This window comes from Pararoseomonas sp. SCSIO 73927 (assembly GCF_037040815.1).
Taxonomy (GTDB): Bacteria; Pseudomonadota; Alphaproteobacteria; order Acetobacterales; family Acetobacteraceae; genus Roseomonas.
This window is the reverse complement of the sequence record NZ_CP146232.1, coordinates 5,087,949-5,104,471: the sequence shown is the minus strand read 5'-3', so window position 1 is coordinate 5,104,471 and position 16,523 is coordinate 5,087,949. Positions and strand designations below refer to the sequence as shown.

20 protein-coding genes are annotated in these 16,523 nt (G+C 72.9%); 13 read left to right on the top strand and 7 right to left on the bottom strand.

The genetic code is table 11. The features are described 5' to 3' along the window. Positions 1-177: 177 nt before the first annotated feature. The 3 genes from VQH23_RS24185 to VQH23_RS24175 all read left to right on the top strand — a co-directional run bounded on the left by VQH23_RS24185 (position 178) and on the right by VQH23_RS24175 (position 2,508). Positions 178-1,716, top strand: a complete 1,539-nt coding sequence (locus VQH23_RS24185; protein ID WP_338663221.1) for an NAD(P)/FAD-dependent oxidoreductase — start codon at positions 178-180, stop codon at positions 1,714-1,716. Between the two features lie 5 nt (positions 1,717-1,721). Continuing rightward, complete coding sequence (gene uraH, locus VQH23_RS24180) at positions 1,722-2,069, top strand: hydroxyisourate hydrolase (protein WP_338663220.1); 348 nt, start codon at positions 1,722-1,724, stop codon at positions 2,067-2,069. A 130-nt stretch (positions 2,070-2,199) separates the two neighbouring features. Further along, a complete protein-coding gene (locus VQH23_RS24175; RefSeq protein WP_338663219.1) occupies positions 2,200-2,508 on the top strand; it encodes a hypothetical protein in 309 nt (102 codons plus the stop codon). Between the two features lie 142 nt (positions 2,509-2,650). Here VQH23_RS24175 and VQH23_RS24170 read toward each other — a convergent pair whose 3' ends face one another. After that, a complete protein-coding gene (locus VQH23_RS24170; RefSeq protein ID WP_338663218.1) occupies positions 2,651-3,421 on the bottom strand; it encodes an SOS response-associated peptidase in 771 nt (256 codons plus the stop codon). 88 nt (positions 3,422-3,509) lie between these two features. On the opposite strand from VQH23_RS24170, the gene VQH23_RS24165 reads away from it, so the two are divergent. Next, positions 3,510-3,701, top strand: coding sequence for a CsbD family protein (locus VQH23_RS24165; protein ID WP_338663217.1), 192 nt, complete (start codon positions 3,510-3,512; stop codon positions 3,699-3,701). 89 nt (positions 3,702-3,790) lie between these two features. Here the strand turns inward: VQH23_RS24165 and flgH are convergent, their stop codons facing one another. The 4 genes from flgH to VQH23_RS24145 all read right to left on the bottom strand — a co-directional run bounded on the left by flgH (position 3,791) and on the right by VQH23_RS24145 (position 7,191). Continuing rightward, complete coding sequence (gene flgH, locus VQH23_RS24160; RefSeq protein ID WP_338663216.1) at positions 3,791-4,603, bottom strand: flagellar basal body L-ring protein FlgH; 813 nt, start codon at positions 4,601-4,603, stop codon at positions 3,791-3,793. Between the two features lie 101 nt (positions 4,604-4,704). Beyond that, a complete protein-coding gene (gene flgA / locus VQH23_RS24155; RefSeq protein ID WP_338663215.1) occupies positions 4,705-5,646 on the bottom strand; it encodes a flagellar basal body P-ring formation chaperone FlgA in 942 nt (313 codons plus the stop codon). Beyond that, a complete protein-coding gene (gene flgG, locus VQH23_RS24150) occupies positions 5,646-6,431 on the bottom strand; it encodes a flagellar basal-body rod protein FlgG (RefSeq protein WP_338663214.1) in 786 nt (261 codons plus the stop codon). Before flgG ends, flgA begins: the two co-directional genes overlap by 1 nt. A 13-nt stretch (positions 6,432-6,444) precedes the next feature. Then, on the bottom strand, positions 6,445-7,191 hold the full coding sequence (locus VQH23_RS24145; protein WP_338663213.1) for a flagellar hook basal-body protein: 747 nt from the start codon (positions 7,189-7,191) through the stop codon (positions 6,445-6,447). Between the two features lie 183 nt (positions 7,192-7,374). On the opposite strand from VQH23_RS24145, the gene VQH23_RS24140 reads away from it, so the two are divergent. The 9 genes from VQH23_RS24140 (at position 7,375) to speE (ending at position 15,306) form a co-directional block, all read left to right on the top strand. Continuing rightward, on the top strand, positions 7,375-7,911 hold the full coding sequence (locus VQH23_RS24140) for a flagellar basal body-associated FliL family protein (RefSeq protein WP_338663212.1): 537 nt from the start codon (positions 7,375-7,377) through the stop codon (positions 7,909-7,911). Beyond that, positions 7,908-8,954: a flagellar motor switch protein FliM gene (fliM, locus tag VQH23_RS24135; RefSeq protein ID WP_338663211.1), complete on the top strand. Its 1,047-nt coding sequence runs from the start codon at positions 7,908-7,910 to the stop codon at positions 8,952-8,954. Before VQH23_RS24140 ends, fliM begins: the two co-directional genes overlap by 4 nt. Then, entirely contained in the window at positions 8,951-9,361 is a 411-nt protein-coding gene (locus VQH23_RS24130; RefSeq protein ID WP_338663210.1) for a DUF6468 domain-containing protein, read from the top strand. The genes fliM and VQH23_RS24130 overlap by 4 nt, the downstream gene beginning before the upstream one ends. A 62-nt stretch (positions 9,362-9,423) precedes the next feature. Beyond that, positions 9,424-10,026, top strand: coding sequence for a hypothetical protein (locus VQH23_RS24125; protein ID WP_338663209.1), 603 nt, complete (start codon positions 9,424-9,426; stop codon positions 10,024-10,026). A gap of 10 nt (positions 10,027-10,036) precedes the next feature. After that, entirely contained in the window at positions 10,037-10,423 is a 387-nt protein-coding gene (locus VQH23_RS24120) for a response regulator (protein WP_209372072.1), read from the top strand. Continuing rightward, the gene (locus tag VQH23_RS24115; protein WP_338663208.1) at positions 10,416-10,982 is read left to right on the top strand and encodes a protein phosphatase CheZ; all 567 of its coding nucleotides are present in this window, start codon (positions 10,416-10,418) and stop codon (positions 10,980-10,982) included. The genes VQH23_RS24120 and VQH23_RS24115 overlap by 8 nt, the downstream gene beginning before the upstream one ends. Next, complete coding sequence (locus tag VQH23_RS24110; RefSeq protein ID WP_338663207.1) at positions 10,982-13,756, top strand: hypothetical protein; 2,775 nt, start codon at positions 10,982-10,984, stop codon at positions 13,754-13,756. Before VQH23_RS24115 ends, VQH23_RS24110 begins: the two co-directional genes overlap by 1 nt. 157 nt (positions 13,757-13,913) lie before the next feature. After that, positions 13,914-14,360 carry an adenosylmethionine decarboxylase gene (speD, locus tag VQH23_RS24105; protein ID WP_209372069.1) on the top strand — a complete coding sequence of 149 codons (447 nt, stop codon included), beginning with the start codon at positions 13,914-13,916 and terminating at the stop codon, positions 14,358-14,360. A gap of 73 nt (positions 14,361-14,433) precedes the next feature. Then, positions 14,434-15,306 (top strand): polyamine aminopropyltransferase, encoded by an 873-nt coding sequence (gene speE / locus VQH23_RS24100; RefSeq protein ID WP_338663206.1) that lies wholly within the window; start codon positions 14,434-14,436, stop codon positions 15,304-15,306. Between the two features lie 251 nt (positions 15,307-15,557). Here the strand turns inward: speE and fliP are convergent, their stop codons facing one another. Together fliP and VQH23_RS24090 are read right to left on the bottom strand one after the other, a co-directional pair. Continuing rightward, complete coding sequence (gene fliP / locus VQH23_RS24095; protein WP_338663205.1) at positions 15,558-16,259, bottom strand: flagellar type III secretion system pore protein FliP; 702 nt, start codon at positions 16,257-16,259, stop codon at positions 15,558-15,560. Further along, the gene (locus tag VQH23_RS24090) at positions 16,259-16,516 is read right to left on the bottom strand and encodes a flagellar biosynthetic protein FliO (RefSeq protein WP_338663204.1); all 258 of its coding nucleotides are present in this window, start codon (positions 16,514-16,516) and stop codon (positions 16,259-16,261) included. The genes fliP and VQH23_RS24090 overlap by 1 nt, the downstream gene beginning before the upstream one ends. Positions 16,517-16,523: the final 7 nt, after the last annotated feature.

The window sequence follows — 16,523 nt, the reverse complement described above, 5'->3', positions numbered from 1 at the left end:
GCATTTGCGGTGCGGGGGAGGGGGAGATCAACCCGCCGCCCCCTCCTTTCCGCGCGAGGCCTTCCAGCACCCGCCCCGGCACCCGCCATGCCACAACACGGCACGCCGCGTGCTACGCCCACCGGAAGCGCCGGGCGGATCGGCGTGGCCGCACACCGGGCCCCGCCAACCCGCCCCATGATCCAGGACCACCCCCCGGGAACCGCCATGCCGGACGCCAGCCCAGCCCAGACCGCCCCGGACGCCGCCCAAGCGGCCGCCGAACCCCAGTCCGCCTCGGCACAGGAGCGCCTCACCGCCCTCGCCGCCGAGGCCCGCCGCCAACTCCAGCTCCTGGACTACCCCCGCCACCCCTGGGTCCCCTCCCGCGGCGATGGGGTGCTGGACGTCGCGATCATCGGCGCCGGCCAGACCGGCCTCGCCACCGCCCACGGCCTCCTCCGCGAGCGCGTGCAGCGCGTCCGCATCTTCGACGCCGCCCCGCGAGGCGGCACCGGTGTCTGGACCACCTTCGCCCGCATGCGGACCCTCCGCACCCCGAAGCACGTCACCGGCCCCGACCTCGGCATCCCCGCCCTCACGCCCCGCGCCTTCTTCACCGCGCGGGACGGCGAGGCGGCGTGGGAGAGCCTGCACAAGATCGGCCGCGAGGACTGGCAGCGCTACCTGGACTGGCTGGAGCGGACCCTGGACCTCCCCGTCAGCCACGGCCACCGCCTCCTCCGCATCGCCCCCACCGCCGCGCAGGACCCGCTGGAACTCCACCTCTCCACCCCCGAAGGCGAGACGACGGTCCGTGCCCGCAAGCTCGTCCTGGCCACCGGCATGGACGGCATGGGCGGCTGGTCCATCCCCGCGCCCTTCGACACCCTGCCGGCGCACCGCGTCTCCCACACCTCCGGCCACGTGGACTTCGAGGCCCTGCGCGGCCGCCGCATCCTCGTCGTCGGCGCCGGCGCCTCAGCCTTCGACAACCTCGCCACCGCGCTCGAGGCCGGCGCCGCCCGCGCCACCATGCTCGTCCGCCGCCAGCGGATGCCGCGCGTGAACCCCTTCCGCTGGATGGAACAGCCCGGCTTCCTCGGCCAGCTCTACAGCCTGCCGGACGCCATGCGCTGGCGCTTCATGCAGCACATCTTCGCCCTCAACCAGCCGCCGCCCCTGGAATCCTGGAACCGCGTGGCCGAGGATCCGCGCTTCGACCTGCACATGGGCAGCCCCGTCACGGCCGTCCGGGAGGAGGGCGGCGAGGTGATCGTCACCACCCCCCGCGCGGAACACCGCACGGACCACGTCATCGTCGGCACCGGCACCGCCTTCGACCTCGCCCTCCGCCCGGAGCTCGCCTCCTTTGCGGAACACATCCTCCTCTGGCGTGACGCCTACACCCCGCCCGCGGGCCTCGAATTCCCCGCCCTCGGCGCCTGCCCTTACCTGAACAGCGACTTCTCGATGCGGGAGAAGACCCCGGGCGACGCCCCGTTCCTGCACCACATCCACGTTATCAACTACGGCTCCACCGCCTCCATGGGCCTCTCGGGCGCCAGCATCTCCGGCATGAAGTACGGCACCCCGCGCCTCGTGGACGGCATCTGCCGCCGCCTCTGGCAGGAGGACGCCGACCTCCACCTCCGGAGCCTCCTCGACTATGACGAGCCCGAGCTGACGGGCGAGATCCCGCAGGAACTCCCGCCCCCCTCCCTGGTCGCGGAGTGACGGAGATGAAGCCCTCCGCCCTGACCACCCACGTCCTCGACACCGCCGCCGGCATCCCCGCCGAGGGCATGGCGGTCGAGCTCTGGCGCATGGACCCCGAGCCCCGCCGCCTGGCCCGCACGGCCACCAATGCCGACGGCCGCACCGACGCCCCACTCCTCACCCCCGGCACCTTCGCCCCCGGCCGCTACGAGCTGCGCTTCGAGGCCGGCCCCTACTTCGCCGCCCGGGGAGACGACCCCGGCTACCTCGGCACCGTGGTGCTGAGTGTCGGGCTCCGCGAAGGGCAGGGGCATTACCACGTGCCCCTTCTCCTCTCGCCCTGGTCCTACTCGACCTACCGGGGCAGCTGAAATCATTAAAGATTGTGAATTAAGCGGTCCGGCCACGCCCGAATTTAGGGGAACCCCGCCGCACTTCGGCTAGGCTCCCCCCGAGCGCCCACGATCGAGTCGGCGCTGTTAACCTTGGGGAAGCCTCCCGATGAACTACTCAAGCGCCTTCCTGCGCGTCGCGGCCGTCGCGTCGATCGCCACCCTCGTCGCCTGCGCGGACTCCGTCCCGCCGCCCGCCCCGATGACGGAGCCGATGCGCGGCGCCCCGCTGCCCGCCGGCACCCAGCAGCCCGTCTCCGGCACGGCCCCGTCGGTCACGACGGAGCCGATGCGCGGCGCCCCGCTGTCCTCCGGCAGCAGCGGTGCCATCAACCGGAGCACCACCACGCCGGAGATCGGCACGGAGCCCATGCGCGGCGGCCCGCTCCCCTCCAGCACGGATCAGCGGCGCCGCTGATCCCGATGGGCGCGGCCGTGCCCCCGCGGGCACGGCCGCGCCCCGCCATCCCCGTGGCCAGGGCAGGGCCCGGAGCCGCGACAACCCGGGCATCCCTAGCCTCCGCGCGCCCCCCCCCCCCCCCCCCCCCCCCCGAGCCCTGTCACGCCGCGTAGGGCGAGGGGTCGTCCAGCCCCGGCGGTGCCGGCAGGGACGGATCCCGCACGATCAGCCCCGCATCGTTCTCGGACACCTTGTTCGCCCGCCTATCCACCGGCCAGCAGGCCAGCCACTCCGGCGGGCAAGGGCGCAGCATCCCCAGCAGCTCCTCCGGGGGCGCCTCCCGCTCCCCCAGCCAGGCCGGCCAAGCCTCCCGCGGCAGGATCACGGGCATCCGGTGATGCAGCGGCGCCTGCTTCGGGTTCGCCTCCGTCGTGATGATGGAGTAGGTCCGCAGCCAGTGCCCCTCCGGGTCCTTCCACCCCTCCCAGATCCCCGCCAGCGCCATCGGCTCCCCGCTCGCCAGCGCCACCGCGAAGGGCTGCTTCGGGTCGCGCGTCCCCTTCGCCCCGGCCTCCTTCGGCGACAGCCACTCGTAGAACCCGTCCGCCGGCACCAGGCAGCGCCGCTTCGCCAGGGCGTCCCGGAAGGAGGGCTTCTCCGCCACCCCCTCCGCTCGCGCGTTGATCAGCCGCGCCCCGTCCTTCGCATCCTTCGCCCAGCGCGGCACCAACCCCCAGCGCAGCAAATCCATCTGCCGCTGCCCCGTCTCCGGGTTCCGCCGCAGCACCACGCCGTCCTGCGTCGGCGCCATGTTCCAGTTCGGCGCGAAGTTCGGCCGCGCACTCGTCTCCGGCACCTCGAAGTAGGTCTCCAGCTTCGCCGGATCCCGCTGGAGAAAGTACCGCCCGCACATCTCGCCGCTCCGTTGCAATCCGTCATCCGCCGCGCCGGGGCAGGGGGCAACCGCGCCCGATCGTCCACGTTCTTAACCCACAGCAACACGGCAAGGAGACAACGCCATGGCGATCGATAAGGACCGCGTCGAGGGTTCCCTGAAGCAGGCCGGTGGCGCCATCAAGGAGAACGTCGGCGCCGCGGTGGGCGACAAGAAGATGGAGACCGAGGGCGCCGCACAGCGCGCCGAGGGCAAGGTCCAGAACGCCGCCGGCGGCGTGAAGGACGCGGTGCGGGACGCCGCCAACAAGGCCTGATCCTCAGCGGATCGAAAGGGAAGGGCGGGCCGCCGCAAGGCGCCCGCCCTTCTCCGTTCCTGAAGCCCAGCTTCATAGGAGCGGAGAACTCAGAAGGGCAGGATCGCGTCCAGCACCTGCTGCCCGTAGCGCGGCGCCTGCACGTCACTCACCGTTCCCCGCCCGCCATAGGCGATCCGCGCCTCCGCCAGGCGGTCGTGCCGCACCGTGTTGTCGCTCGCGATGTCCTGCGGCCGGATGACCCCCGCGATGCTCAGGTCCCGCATTTCCTGGTTCACCCGCACCTGCTGCCGCCCGCCCACCACGAGGTTCCCGTTGGGCAGCACCTGCGTCACCGTCGCCGCGATCCGCATCGTCACCGCCTCGTTCCGCCTGATCTCCCCCCGCCCGACCGAGGAGTTCGCGGACGACGCCTCGATCAGCTTCGATGGGTCGATCCCGTTCGGCAGGAGCCGCGCGTAGGTGGCGTCCAGCCCCAACAGCCGCGGAATGCCCATGTTCTCGCTGTTGTCCCGGCTCCGGTCCGTGCTGTTCGACAGCTCCGCATTGTCCCGGATGGAGACCAGCACGGTGATCAGGTCGCCCACCGCCGCCGCCCGCTGGTCCCGCAGGAAGGTCCGGCTCCCCGGCCGCCACAGGCTGTTCGCCACCAGCTGCCGCGAATCCTGCGGCGCCGGCATCGGCATGGAGACGGGCCGGTAATCCGCCCCCCGCGTCGGGTCGGTGATCGGCGCCATCTCGGGCGCCCGCCCAATCCGCGCCAGCCGCTCCGCCGTCCCGCACCCCGCGAGCACCAGGGCCGCCGGCACCAGGGCCGCCAGCATCAGGGCCGCCCGCACTAGGCCCGCCCTCACCAGGCCCGCCCGCACCAGGCCCACCGGCCGCGCCGGCCCGCCCGCCATCCTCCGCCCCATCCTCCTCCGGCCCGCCATCCTCCCGCCGATCATCCCGGCCACACCCCGCACTGCGGTCACGCCTGCGCCCGACGCCGTCCCGCCCCGCATCAGCGGCTCACCGGCACGCTGCCGAAGGCCACGCGCACCCGCCCCGGCCCGATCGCCTCCGCCTCCACGACGGAGCGCGAGGAGAGATTCATCACCGCCACCGTCTCGCCCCGCGCCGCCGAGGCCATGGCCCGCCCCTGCGCGCTCATGCTCACCCCCGGACCCTCCACCAGCATCGTGACCACCGCGTTCCGCTCGATCACCGGCGGCGCCGATAGATCCGCCAGCGCGAACCCCACGCCCTCGCTCACCGGCCGCCGCAGCGCCCTGCCCACCACCTGCCCGGGATCGCTCGCCAGCCCGGCCCGCACCCGCTCCGCCCGCTGCCGCACCAGCCGCAGGTCCCCTGGCGCCACCACCTCGCCCAGCCCCAGCCGGCGCGTGGCCACCACCACCGCCGCCGTCGCCACCGCGCGCCCGGCCACCCGCAGCCGCAGCGTCGGCATCCCCTCCGCCACGACGACGAGCGTGCCCGAGAAGCGGTTCGTCGCCGCCTCGAACGCCGGCTGCTCGAGCGCCAGCTGCGTGAAGGCCGCCAGCGGTACCATCGGCGCCTGGAACCCCGGCAGCTCCAGCTCCGCCTGCGGGTCCAGCCCCATTCGCCCGAGCTCCCCGCGCAGCAGGTCCAGCACCTCGTCGCGCGGCACCGCGCGCCCGGGACGCTCCACCACCACCGTGTCCGCCGCCGTCAGCGGCCGCCACGCCACGCCGCTCGCCCGCGCGATGGCCAGCAGCTGCGCCGCCTCCACCACGATCCGCCGCCCCGGCGCCGGCGCCGGCCCCACCGCGCGCCCCGCATTCGCCCCCGCCCCGTCGAACAGGTCGGAGAGCCGGATCACCGCATCCTCCACCACCGCCACCGCCACCGGCCGCAGCACCGCGAGCTCCGCCCGCGCCGCCCCCGGCAGCAGCAGCGCGAAGGCCAGGACCAGCGCCCGCATCACTTCAGCCGCGCGATGGTGTTGAGCATCTCGTCGCTCGCCGTGATCACCTTGCTGTTCATCTCGTAGGCGCGCTGCGCCGTGATCAGGCTCGTGATCTCCTGCACCACGTTCACGTTCGACATCTCGATGAATCCCTGCATGATGTTCCCGAACCCCGGCGCCCCCGGCGCCCCCTGCTGCGCCGCGCCCGAGGATGCGGATGCCAGCAGCAGGTTGTCCCCCACCGCCTCCAGCCCGCCCTCGTTCGCGAAGATCGCCAGCTGGAACTGCCCGACATTCTGCGCCGCCGTCTGCCCGGCCAGCTTCACCAGCACCTCGCCATTCCCGTTCACGGTCACGTCCGTCGCGTTGGCGGGAATGGTGATCCCCGGCAGCACCGGATACCCTTCCGCCGTCACGATCACCCCTTCCGGCGAGAGCCCCAGCGTGCCGTCCCGCGTGTAGGCCGTCTCGCCCGAGGGCAGCTGCACCTGCAGCATCCCGTTCCCGCGGATGGCGATGTCGAACTTGTTCTCCGTCTGCTGCAGGCTGCCCTGCTCGTGGATGCGGTACACCCCCGCCGTCCGCACCCCCAGCCCCACCTGCGCGCCGGAGGGCAGGGTGGTCCCCGTGTCGGAGGACTGCGACCCCACCCGCCGCATGTTCTGGTACATCAGGTCCTGGAACTCCGCCCGCCGGCGCTTGAAACCCGTCGTGCTCATGTTCGCGATGTTGTTGGAGATGACCTCGACATTCGTCTGCTGGGCCATCATGCCCGTGCCGGCCGTCCAGAGCGCGCGCATCGTCACACCCTCCCTACCCGCGCTTCCGCAGGATGCGCTCCACGGCACCGGAGAGCCGCTCGCTCTCCTTCTCCGCGAACTGCGCCATGAACTGGAATTCCCGCATCTCCGCCGTCAGCCGCGTCAGCTCCGACACCGGCTGCACGTTGCTGCCCTCCACCGCGCCCTGCACCAGCGCCGGCCGCTCCACGTTCTCCGGCACCTGCCCCGGCGCCGCCGCCAGCAGCCGGCCGCCCTCCGCCACCAGCGCCTGCACGTCCTCGAAGCGCACCACGCGGATCCGCCCGATCTCGCCGTTCTCGCTCTGCAGCGCGCCGTCGCCCCGGATCACCAGCCGCGTGTCGCCCGGCGCCACCTGCAGCGGGTTGCCCCCCGCGCCCAGCAGCGCGTTCCCCTCCATGTCCACCACCGTCCCGTCCGGCCCGAGAGAGAACCGCCCGGCCCGGGTGTAGCGCTCCCCGCGCGGCGTCTGCACCGCGAAGAGCCCCGCGCCGGAGATCGCCACGTCCAGCGGGTTCCCCGTCGTCTGCACCGCCCCTGGCGCTTCCTCGCGCCAGGTCGCCCGGTCCTGCGCGAAGTACGTGGTCCCGCTGCCCGGCGGCGCCCCCGCTTCCCGCTGCCTCTCCAGATAGGCCGTGAACACGGGCCGGGAGGCACGGAACCCCGGCGTCTCCGCATTCGCCATGTTGTGCGCCAGCACCGCCACCGCGCGGTTCTGCGCCACCAGCCGCGAGAGGGCGATGTAGCCGGGATTGTCCATCCGCGCCGCGAGCCTTCTGCCGTCCGGACCGGAAGCATGTCCCCCAAAGCTTCCTAAACCGTTACCGCCGCCCCGCGTGCCGCCGCGATCCGCGCCCTCGGCAAAACCTGCCGCCCGGCAACGTCCCGTTAACCCTTCCCCGCCACACTCGCCCCATCGGAACGGCAGGAAGCACCCGACCCCATGGCCCATGCGGCGGCACCCACGGCGAACGGAGCGGAGGCGGCCCGGCACAAGGGCGGCAGAAAGAAGCTGGTCCTCCTCGCCCTGCCGCTGCTCCTCGCCGGAGCCGGCGCGGGCCTCTGGTTCGGCGGCCTGCTCCCCTTCGGCAAGCCCGAGGCGCAGCCCTCGGATCACGCCGTGGCCGGCGGAGGCGAGACCCACTCCCCCACGCCCGCCACGCAGCCCGTCAGGCCCCCCGTCTTCCTCGACCTTCCGGAGGTCCTGACAAACCTCAACGTCACCGGCCGCCGCGCCACCTTCATCCGCCTGAAGGCGAAGCTGGAACTCGCCTCGGAGGCCGATTCCGCCGCCGTCCAGGCCGCCATGCCCCGCCTGCTCGATCTCTTCCAGACCTACCTGCGGGAGATGCGGCCGGAGGAGCTGCGCGGCAGCCAGGGCACCTATCGCCTGCGCGAGGAGCTGCGAAACCGCGCCGCCCTCGCCGCCAGCCCCGCCCGGATCCAGGACGTCCTCTTCGTCGAGATGATCGTCCAATGAGTGAGGAGGACGACCTCGCCGCCGCCTGGGGCGCCTCCCTGGAGGACGAGACCCTCGCCGCCGGCACCGATTCCACCCGCGTCCTGAACCAAGCCGAGATTGACAGCCTCCTCGGCTTCGACAGCGAGCGCGTCGAGGACTCGAAATCCGCCATCGAGCGCATCATCGGCAGCGGCCTCGTCTCCTACGAGCGCCTGCCGATGCTCGAGATCGTCTTCGACCGCCTGGTGCGCCTGATGAGCACGACGCTCCGCAACTTCACCTCCGACAACGTCGAGGTCTCGATCGACGGCATCACCTCGCTTCGCTTCGGCGACTACCTCAACTCCATCCCGCTCCCCGCCATGCTCGCCGTCACCAAGGCCCGCGAGTGGGACAATTACGGCCTCATGGTCGTCGACTCCGCCATGATCTACTCCGTCGTGGACGTGCTGCTCGGCGGCCGCCGCGGCACCGCCGCCATGCGGATCGAGGGCCGCCCCTACACCACCATCGAGCGCACGCTGGTGGAGCGCCTCATCACCGTCATCCTGCGCGACGTCTCCGCGGCCTTCGACCCCCTCTGCCCCGTGGAATTCCAGTTCGAGCGGCTGGAGGTGAACCCCCGCTTCGCCGCCATCTCCCGCCTCTCCAACGCCTGCATCCTCGTCAAGCTCCGGGTCGAGATGGAGGACCGCGGCGGCAAGGTGGAGCTCCTCCTTCCCTACGCCACGCTGGAACCTGTCCGCGAGCTCCTCCTGCAGCAGTTCATGGGCGAGAAGTTCGGCCGCGACTCCATCTGGGAGAACCACCTCGCCGACGAGCTGCGCCACACCGACGTTACCCTCGACGTCGTGCTGGACGAGCAACCCCTGCCGCTCTCCACCGTGGTCAATCTCAAGCCCGGCGACCGCCTTACCCTCAACGTCGGCCCCGGCGCCCCCGTGCGCCTCCGCTGCGGCGAGGTCCCTCTCTTCGAGGCGATGCTCGGCCGCCGGGAGAACCGCCTGGCCGTGCGGATCGAGCGCGAGCTGAAGCGCGCAGGAACGGAGGACGCGGCATGACGGCCCTGGAGTGGTGTGTGCAGGGCGCCCTGCTCCTGCTCCTCCTCGCCGCACTCCCCTTCATCCTCCGCCTGGAGCGCGGCCTGTCCGCCCTGCGCTGCGACCGCGCCGCGATCGCCGAGGGCACGCGCGGCTTCGAGGCCGCGACGCGCGAGGCCCAACTGACCCTCTCCGGCCTCCGCACGGCGTTGGAGACCGGGGCTCGCCAGTCCGCCGGGGCCGAAGCGCTGCGGGACGACCTCCGCTTCCTCGTCGACCGCGCGGAAGGTCTCGCGGACCGGCTGGACGCGCTCATCCGCCAGGGCCGCCCCCCGGCCGCACCCGCGTCCTCTTCCGTCGCGGAGGATCCGGCCCCGCGCAGCCAGGCCGAGCGCGACCTCCTCCGCGCCCTCCGAATGGCCCGCTGATGCCCAGGCTGCGCATCCCGCTCCTGAGCGTCCCGCTCCCGCGTATCCCGCGCCCGCGCCTCGTGCCCGCGATCCTCGCTGCCTGCGCCGCCCTCGCGCTCGTCAAGGCCGGCGCCCTCCTGCAGGCGGTCCCGGGGGAGGGGCTCTTCGTCGCCAGCGCCGTCGCCTCCGCCCCGCCCCCCGCTCCCGCCGCCCCGCCCACCCGGCCCGCGCCACCGCCGCCCGCCGACCCCGTGGACCAGGCCGAGCGCGACCTGCTGAGCAATCTGAGGGAGCGCCGCGCGGCGATGGACCAGCGCGAGTCCACCCTCGCCGCGCGCGAATCCGTCCTCGCCGCCGCCGAGCGCCGCCTGACGGCGCGGCTGGAGGAGATGGCCGCCCTGAAGTCCCGCCTGGAGTCGCTGGAGCGGGGCAGGGGGGAGCGCGAGGAGGCCGGCTGGCGCGGCCTGGTGAAGACCTACGAATCCATGCGCCCGCGCGATGCCGCCACCGTTTTCGACGATTTGGAAATCTCTGTGCTCGTACAGATCGTCCATCGGATGCGGGAAGCGAAGACCGCCCCGATCCTCGGCGCCATGCGCCCGGATCGGGCCCGCACGCTGACCGCGGAGCTCGCAAGGCTTCGCGCGGCCGACAACAGGGCGGCCGACAACAGGACGGAATGAAAGGAGAGCGATGCCGATGGACAAGAACACCAACGTGCTGATCGTCGACGACTACAAGACGATGCTGCGCATCATCCGGAACCTGCTCAAGCAGCTCGACTTTAACAACGTCGAGGAGGCAACGGACGGGCAGGAGGCCCTCTCCAAGCTCCGCGCTGGCAATTTCGGCCTCGTCATCTCCGACTGGAACATGGAGCCGATGACGGGCCTCGACCTCCTGAAGGAGGTGCGGGCCGACGCCCGGCTGAAGTCCACCCCCTTCATCATGATCACCGCCGAGAGCAAGACGGAGAACGTCGTCGCCGCCCGCGCCGCCGGCGTCTCGAACTACATCGTCAAGCCCTTCAACGCGGAGACGCTGCGCGACAAGATCGAGAAGGTGATGGCCCATGCCTGACGCCGCCCCCGACATGGTGCGCCCCGAGGTGGCGCTCCAGGTCATGTCGAACCTGAACCGCACCGAGACGGCCCTGCTCTCCGAACTGGAGTCGCTCGGCCGCATGGTCGCCGCCGCGAAGGAGGAGATCGCGGCGATGCGCGTGGAGAACGTGGACGCCACGCACCTCCCGGCCGCGACCGACGAGCTGGACGAGGTGGTGAAGTCCACGGCGAACGCCGCGAACGAGATCCTCGACGTCTGCGAGACGCTGGAAAATCTCCAGCCCAGGCTCGACGCCGAGGCCTCGGACACGGTGGCGGTCTGCGTGACCCGCATCTACGAGGCCTGCGCCTTCCAGGACATCACCGGCCAGCGGATCGGCAAGGTGGTGAACGCGCTGAAGCAGATCGAGCAGCGCGTGCGCGAGACCACGGGCCGCTACACCCGCTCCGCCGCGCTGCCCGCGCGCCACGCCCCGGCGAGAACGGAGGGCGAGCGCCTGGCCAACGGCCCGCAGGCCACGGCCGCCGCCTCCTCCCAGGCGGAGATCGACGCGCTGCTGGCGAGCTTCGACTGATGCGCGGCGCGGCAGCTCTCGCCCTCTGCGGTCCGCTGATCCTCGCCGCCCCTGCCCTCGCGGAGCGGGTGGCGGTGCGGGTCGGCAGCCATCCCGGCCATGGCCGCATCGTGCTCGACCTCGCCGCGCCGGGCGTCGCCTACAGGGTGGAGGAGGGGCCGGACGGCACCCTTCTCCACCTCGCCCCCGGCGTAGAGCCGGACCTCACCGACATCCGCCGCCCCCCGCGCAACGTGACGGCGCTGGAGGGCACGGCGGAAGGGCTGCGGATCCGCACCCGCCCCGGAACCCGCCTGCGCCACTACCGGCTCGGTCACCGTCTCGTCTTGGACGTGCTGGACGGCGCCGCGCGCCGGGCCGCCACCGCCTCCGCTCCCCCCCGAACCCCGGAGCCCACCCCGCCGCGCCCGACCGCAGCCCCCGCAGCCTCGGTCGCGGCGCTCCCGGCAGTCGCGCCCTCGGCACCCGTGCCGGTCCCCCTCGCGCCGCCCCCACCCCAGCCCGCCCCACCCGCCGTCTCCCAGTCCTCTCCCCCTCTCGCGCCGCCCGTTGCGCCGGAAGCCCCCATGGGCCTCCCGCTGCGGAGCGTCGCCGAGGCGGGCGGGCGCGCACTGTTGCTGCCCGGCACCGAGGAGGCCGGCCTCGCCATCCTCCGCCGGGGCGACCTGCTGTTGCTGGTGCTGGACGGCCCTCACACCCTTGATCCTGCCCCCCTGCGCGACGATCCGGTCTTCGGCGGCCTGCGCGTGCAGCGCCTCCCCGAGGCGACGCTCCTCACCCTTCCCCTCGCCGCGCCCGCCGCCCTGGCCGCGCGCCGGCAGGGCGGGGCGTGGCTCGTCACCCCCGTCCCCGCAACCCCGCGGGAGCGCTCGATCCTGGCGGAGCCGGATGAGGGACGCGTCGTGCTCCGCGCCGCCGCGCCGGGCCGGCCAGTACCCGTGCTGGACCCGGAGACGGGCCTGCCCCTTCTCGTCGGCACCGTGCGCGAGCCCGGTCAGGCCGTGCTCCTGCCCCGCAGCCTCGCGCAGCTGGACCTCCTCCCCACCCAGCTCGGCGTCGCCGCCCTCGCGCGCGCCGACAGCGTCGCCCTCCGCCGCGCCGGCGACCGCTTCGTCCTCTCCGGGGCCGCCGGGGCCGTCATCCCCGGGCCCGAGGCCGAGGCGGGCCAGATGACCCGCCTCATGGATCTGCCGGGCCAGCCGCCCGGCCCATCGCAGGAGCGTCTGCGCGCGCAGGCCGGCAGCATCGCCGCCGCGCCGCCCCTGGCCCGCCTCCCGCTCCGCCGCGCCGCCGCCGAAGGCCTCCTGGCCCTCGGCCTCGCCCAGGAAGCCCAGTCCATGATCCGCCTGGCCTTTCAGGAGGATCCGCGCGCCTCCTCCGATGCCCGCAGCCTCCTCGTCCACGCCGCCGCCGCCCTGATCGCCGGGCGGGCGGGGGAGGCGCAGGCCCTCCGCGGCACGACCCTCCCCGCCAGCGACGAGGTCGCCCTGTGGCGGGCGGCGCTCGCCGCCACGGCCGGCGAGGCCTCCGCACCGGGCTTTGCCGCCACCCTGCCGCTCCTGCTCGCCTATCCGGAGCCGCTGCGGGCGCGCCTGCTGCCGATGGCCGCGAACGCCTTGCTGGAGGCCGGCGACCATCCCGCCCTCCGCCGCCTGCTCCGCGCCGCCGGCGAGCGTCCCGAACTCGCCCTCGCCGCCGCGCGCCTCGCTGAGGAGGAGGGCCGCACGGAGGAGGCCCTGGAGCGCCTGTCCCGCATCGCCGGCGGCCGCGACCGCCTCGCCCGCGCCGGCGCCCTTCGCCGCGGGACCGAGATCCGCCTCGCCAGCGGCACGATCACCCCCGCGGCCGCGGCGGCCGCGCTGGAAGCCGCGCTCTTCGCCTGGCGCGGCGACGCGGAGGAGTTCGGAACCCGCCTCCGCATCGCCGCGCTGCGCCAGCAGGCCGGCGACGGCCGCGGCGCGCTCGACCTCCTGAACGAGACGGCCGAGGCCTTCCCCGATCGCCTCGAGCAGCTTCGCCCGCTGCGGGAAGCCGCCCTCCTTCGGGCCGTGTCGCAGCTGCCGCCGACCCTCGCCGTCGCCCTGTTCGAAACCAACTCCGCCCTCCTATCGTCGGGCACGGGCGGTGCGGAGGCCCTCCTCGCCCTCGCCGAGCGCCTCGCCGCTATCGAGCTCCCGGACCGCGCCGCCCTCCTCGCCGCGCAGGCGGTCGAGCGGGCGCCGGCCGAAGCCCGGCCTGCCCTCGCGCTGCGGCTCGCCGCCCTCCGCCTCGCGGCCGGCGACGCGCCCGGCACCGTCGCCGCCATCGAGAGGTTCACCACCCCGTCCGAACAGGCCGTCGATCGCGGCCTCCTCCTCGCCCGCGCAAAGGCCGCCCAGGGCCTGGCCGAGGAAGCGCTGGCCATCCTGCGCTCCCTCGGCGCGCCCGGCCTCCCCGCCCTCGCGGAGCTGCTGGCCGAGCGCCGCGACTGGCCCGGCGCCTCCGACGCCCTCATCGCGGCCGCGAGCCTGGACGATCCCGCCACCCCGCCGAACCTTCTTCGCGCCGCCGCCTACGCCGCCCTGGCCGGGGACGCCGCCCGCCTCGCCGCGATCCGCTCGACCTGGCTGCCGAGGCTTAGCGGCCATGCTCTGGCCGACACCATCGGCCTCCTCACCGCCGATCCGATCCGCGGCCTCTCCGACCTGCCGCGGCTCGCGCGCGAACTGGACCTTTTCCGGGGATTTCCGGAGAGGCTGGAGGCCTTCCGGACCGTGGCATCATCTTCAAGGTAAGCCACGCGTCGAACGCGGGGGGGAGCCGCGTTTTTTTCGGCCAGAAATTTCCGATTTCACTTGCGATAGGGGGGCCGGTGCCTCATATGCGCCGGCGTTGACCTGATCGAATTTCCGATCGTCCTGGTCATCTGCCGGTCGAGGAATGGGGGCCCAAATGGACTTTCACGTTGCTCCGCTGGGGATGGTCTCGGATGCAAGCCCGAGCGAAGCCCAGTTCACTGAAGAGGCGAAGGACTACTTCGTCGAGAAGAACGGCGTCCGCTTCGCCGGGACTCACCTGATTATCGATCTCTGGGGTGCCACGAACCTCGACGATCCCGCGCACATCGACGAGGTGCTGCGCGAGGCCGCGATCGAGACGGGCGCCACGATCCTGCACGGCCACTTCCACCACTTCCAGCCGAATGGCGGGGTGAGCGGCGTGCTCGTGCTGGCCGAGAGCCACGTCTCGATCCACACCTGGCCCGAGAAGTCCTACGCCGCGCTCGACATCTTCGTCTGCGGCGTCTGCGACCCTTACCTGGCGATCCCCGTGCTGAAGCGCGGCTTCCTGCCGGAGCGCGTGCAGCTGGCGGAGCACCGCCGCGGCATGCAGGCCTGACACCAGAACGTCACGCACGAGACCAGGGGGCGGACCCTAGGGTCCGCCCCCTTCTTCTGTCCGGAGACCTTCGATGACCACTGACTCCTGGGTGAACGAGTCGCTCTACGAGGCCTGGGGCCAGCGCTTTCGCGTGATGCGCGAGCTCGCCCGCGTGAAGTCCGAGTTCCAGGACATCATGGTCTTCGAGTCTGAGACGCATGGTCGCGTCATGCTGCTCGACGGCGTCGTCCAGATCACGGAGATGGACGAGTTCGTCTACCAGGAGATGCTGACGCACGTCCCGCTGCTCGCCCATGGCGACGCCAAGCGCGTCCTCATTATCGGCGCCGGCGACGGCGGCGTCCTCCGCCGCGTGCTGGAGCACCGCAACGTCGAGAAGGCCGTCATGGTCGAGATCGACGGCGAGGTGATCCGTCTCGCGAAGGAGTTCCTCCCCGGCGTCGCCCGCGATGCCTGGAACGACCCGCGTGCCGAGGTTCTCGTCGCCGACGGCATCGACTACGTCCGTAACGCGGCCGACGGCTCCTTCGACGTCGTGATTGTGGACAGCACCGACCCGATCGGCGTAGGCGAGGTTCTCTTCACGGACGAGTTCTACGCCAACGCCGCGCGCCTGCTCTCGGATCGCGGCCTGATCGTGAACCAGTGCGGCGTCCCCATCATGCAGGCCGAGGAGCTCGCCGAGACCTCGATCCGCCGCGGCAAGGCCTTCCCTGACATCTCGGCCTACGTCGCCGCGGTGCCCACCTACGTTGGCGGCCTCATGACCCTCGGCTGGGCCGCGAAGGACGCGTCGATGCGTGCGGTCAGCGTTCAGGTGATCCGTGCCCGTGCCGAGCGCGCCGGCATCCTCGGCCGCACCGGCTACTGGACGCCGGAGATCCACGTGGGCTCCTTCAACCTGCCCCCGTACATCGCGAAGCACCTGCCCTCTCAGGCCTGAACGCCAGGGCAGGGCCAAGCGGCTACGGCCGCCGCGCTCCACCGGTTCCCCGTTTGGCCGTCGCCCGCCCGCTCATCGAGACGATGCCGGGCGCGCGGTGACGGATTGGGAACGCGGGGCCGCGGCGGCCGTCTCCCCCTTCGGCCGCCATGCTCCACCGGCCCCCCGGTTTGGCCGTCGCCCGCCTGACCGTCCCCAGGGACGATGGCGTGCGGTGACGGATTGGGGGCGCGGGGGCATGGCGGCCGTTCTCAGTTTCCGGCGAAGCCCTGCACCAGGCTCGCCGAGACCAGCCGCCACCCGTCCACCATCACGAAGAAGATGATCTTGAACGGCAGCGCCACCACGCTCGGCGGCAGCATCATCATGCCCAGCGACATCAGCAGCGACGCCGCGACGAGGTCGATCACGAGGAACGGCAGGAACATCAGAAACCCGATCTCGAAACCCCGTCGCAGCTCGCTCACCATGAAGGCCGGCACCAGGGCGCGCCACGGCGCCTGATCCGCCCCCGCCTGCGCCGGCAGCCCCGCCAGGTCCAGGAACAGCGCGAGATCCGTCTCCCGCGCATTCGCGGCCATGAACCGTCGGAACGGCTCCGCCGAAGCCGCCAGCCCGTCCAGCTCCGTCATCTGCCCCGCAAGCATCGGCTGCAGCCCCTGCGCCCAGCTTGCCTCCACCACCGGCTGCATGACGAAGAAGGTCAGGAACAGCGCCAGCCCGATCAGCACCGGATTCGGCGGGATCCCCTGCGCCCCGATCGCGCTCCGCAGCAGCGAGAGCACGATGACGATCCGCGCGAAGGCCGTCGCCATCACCAGAAGGGAAGGGGCGAGCGAGAGCAGCCCGATCAGCGCCGTCAGCTGCACCAGCCGCGCCGTGCTGCCCGTCCCCGACCCGCCCAGATCCAGCGACACGGATTGCGCCAGCGCCACCCCCGGCGCCAGCAGCATCACGGCGGCGGCGGAAGCCAGCCAAGGAAGCTGTCCTGAGGCCCCCCCGTCACGACCAGCGCCTCCCGCCCGTCCACGCGCAGGATCACCGCCCGCCGCCGCGAATCGATCGGCGTCACCTCCACCACCCTCATCCGCCGCGGCCCCGCCATCGCCAGCCCGCCGCGCCGTGCCAGCCGCGCCACCAGCCACAGCAGTCCGAGCACCAGCGCGAGCGCCCCCGCCGCCGTCACCCACTGCCCCATCCCGCCGTCCATCGCCCGC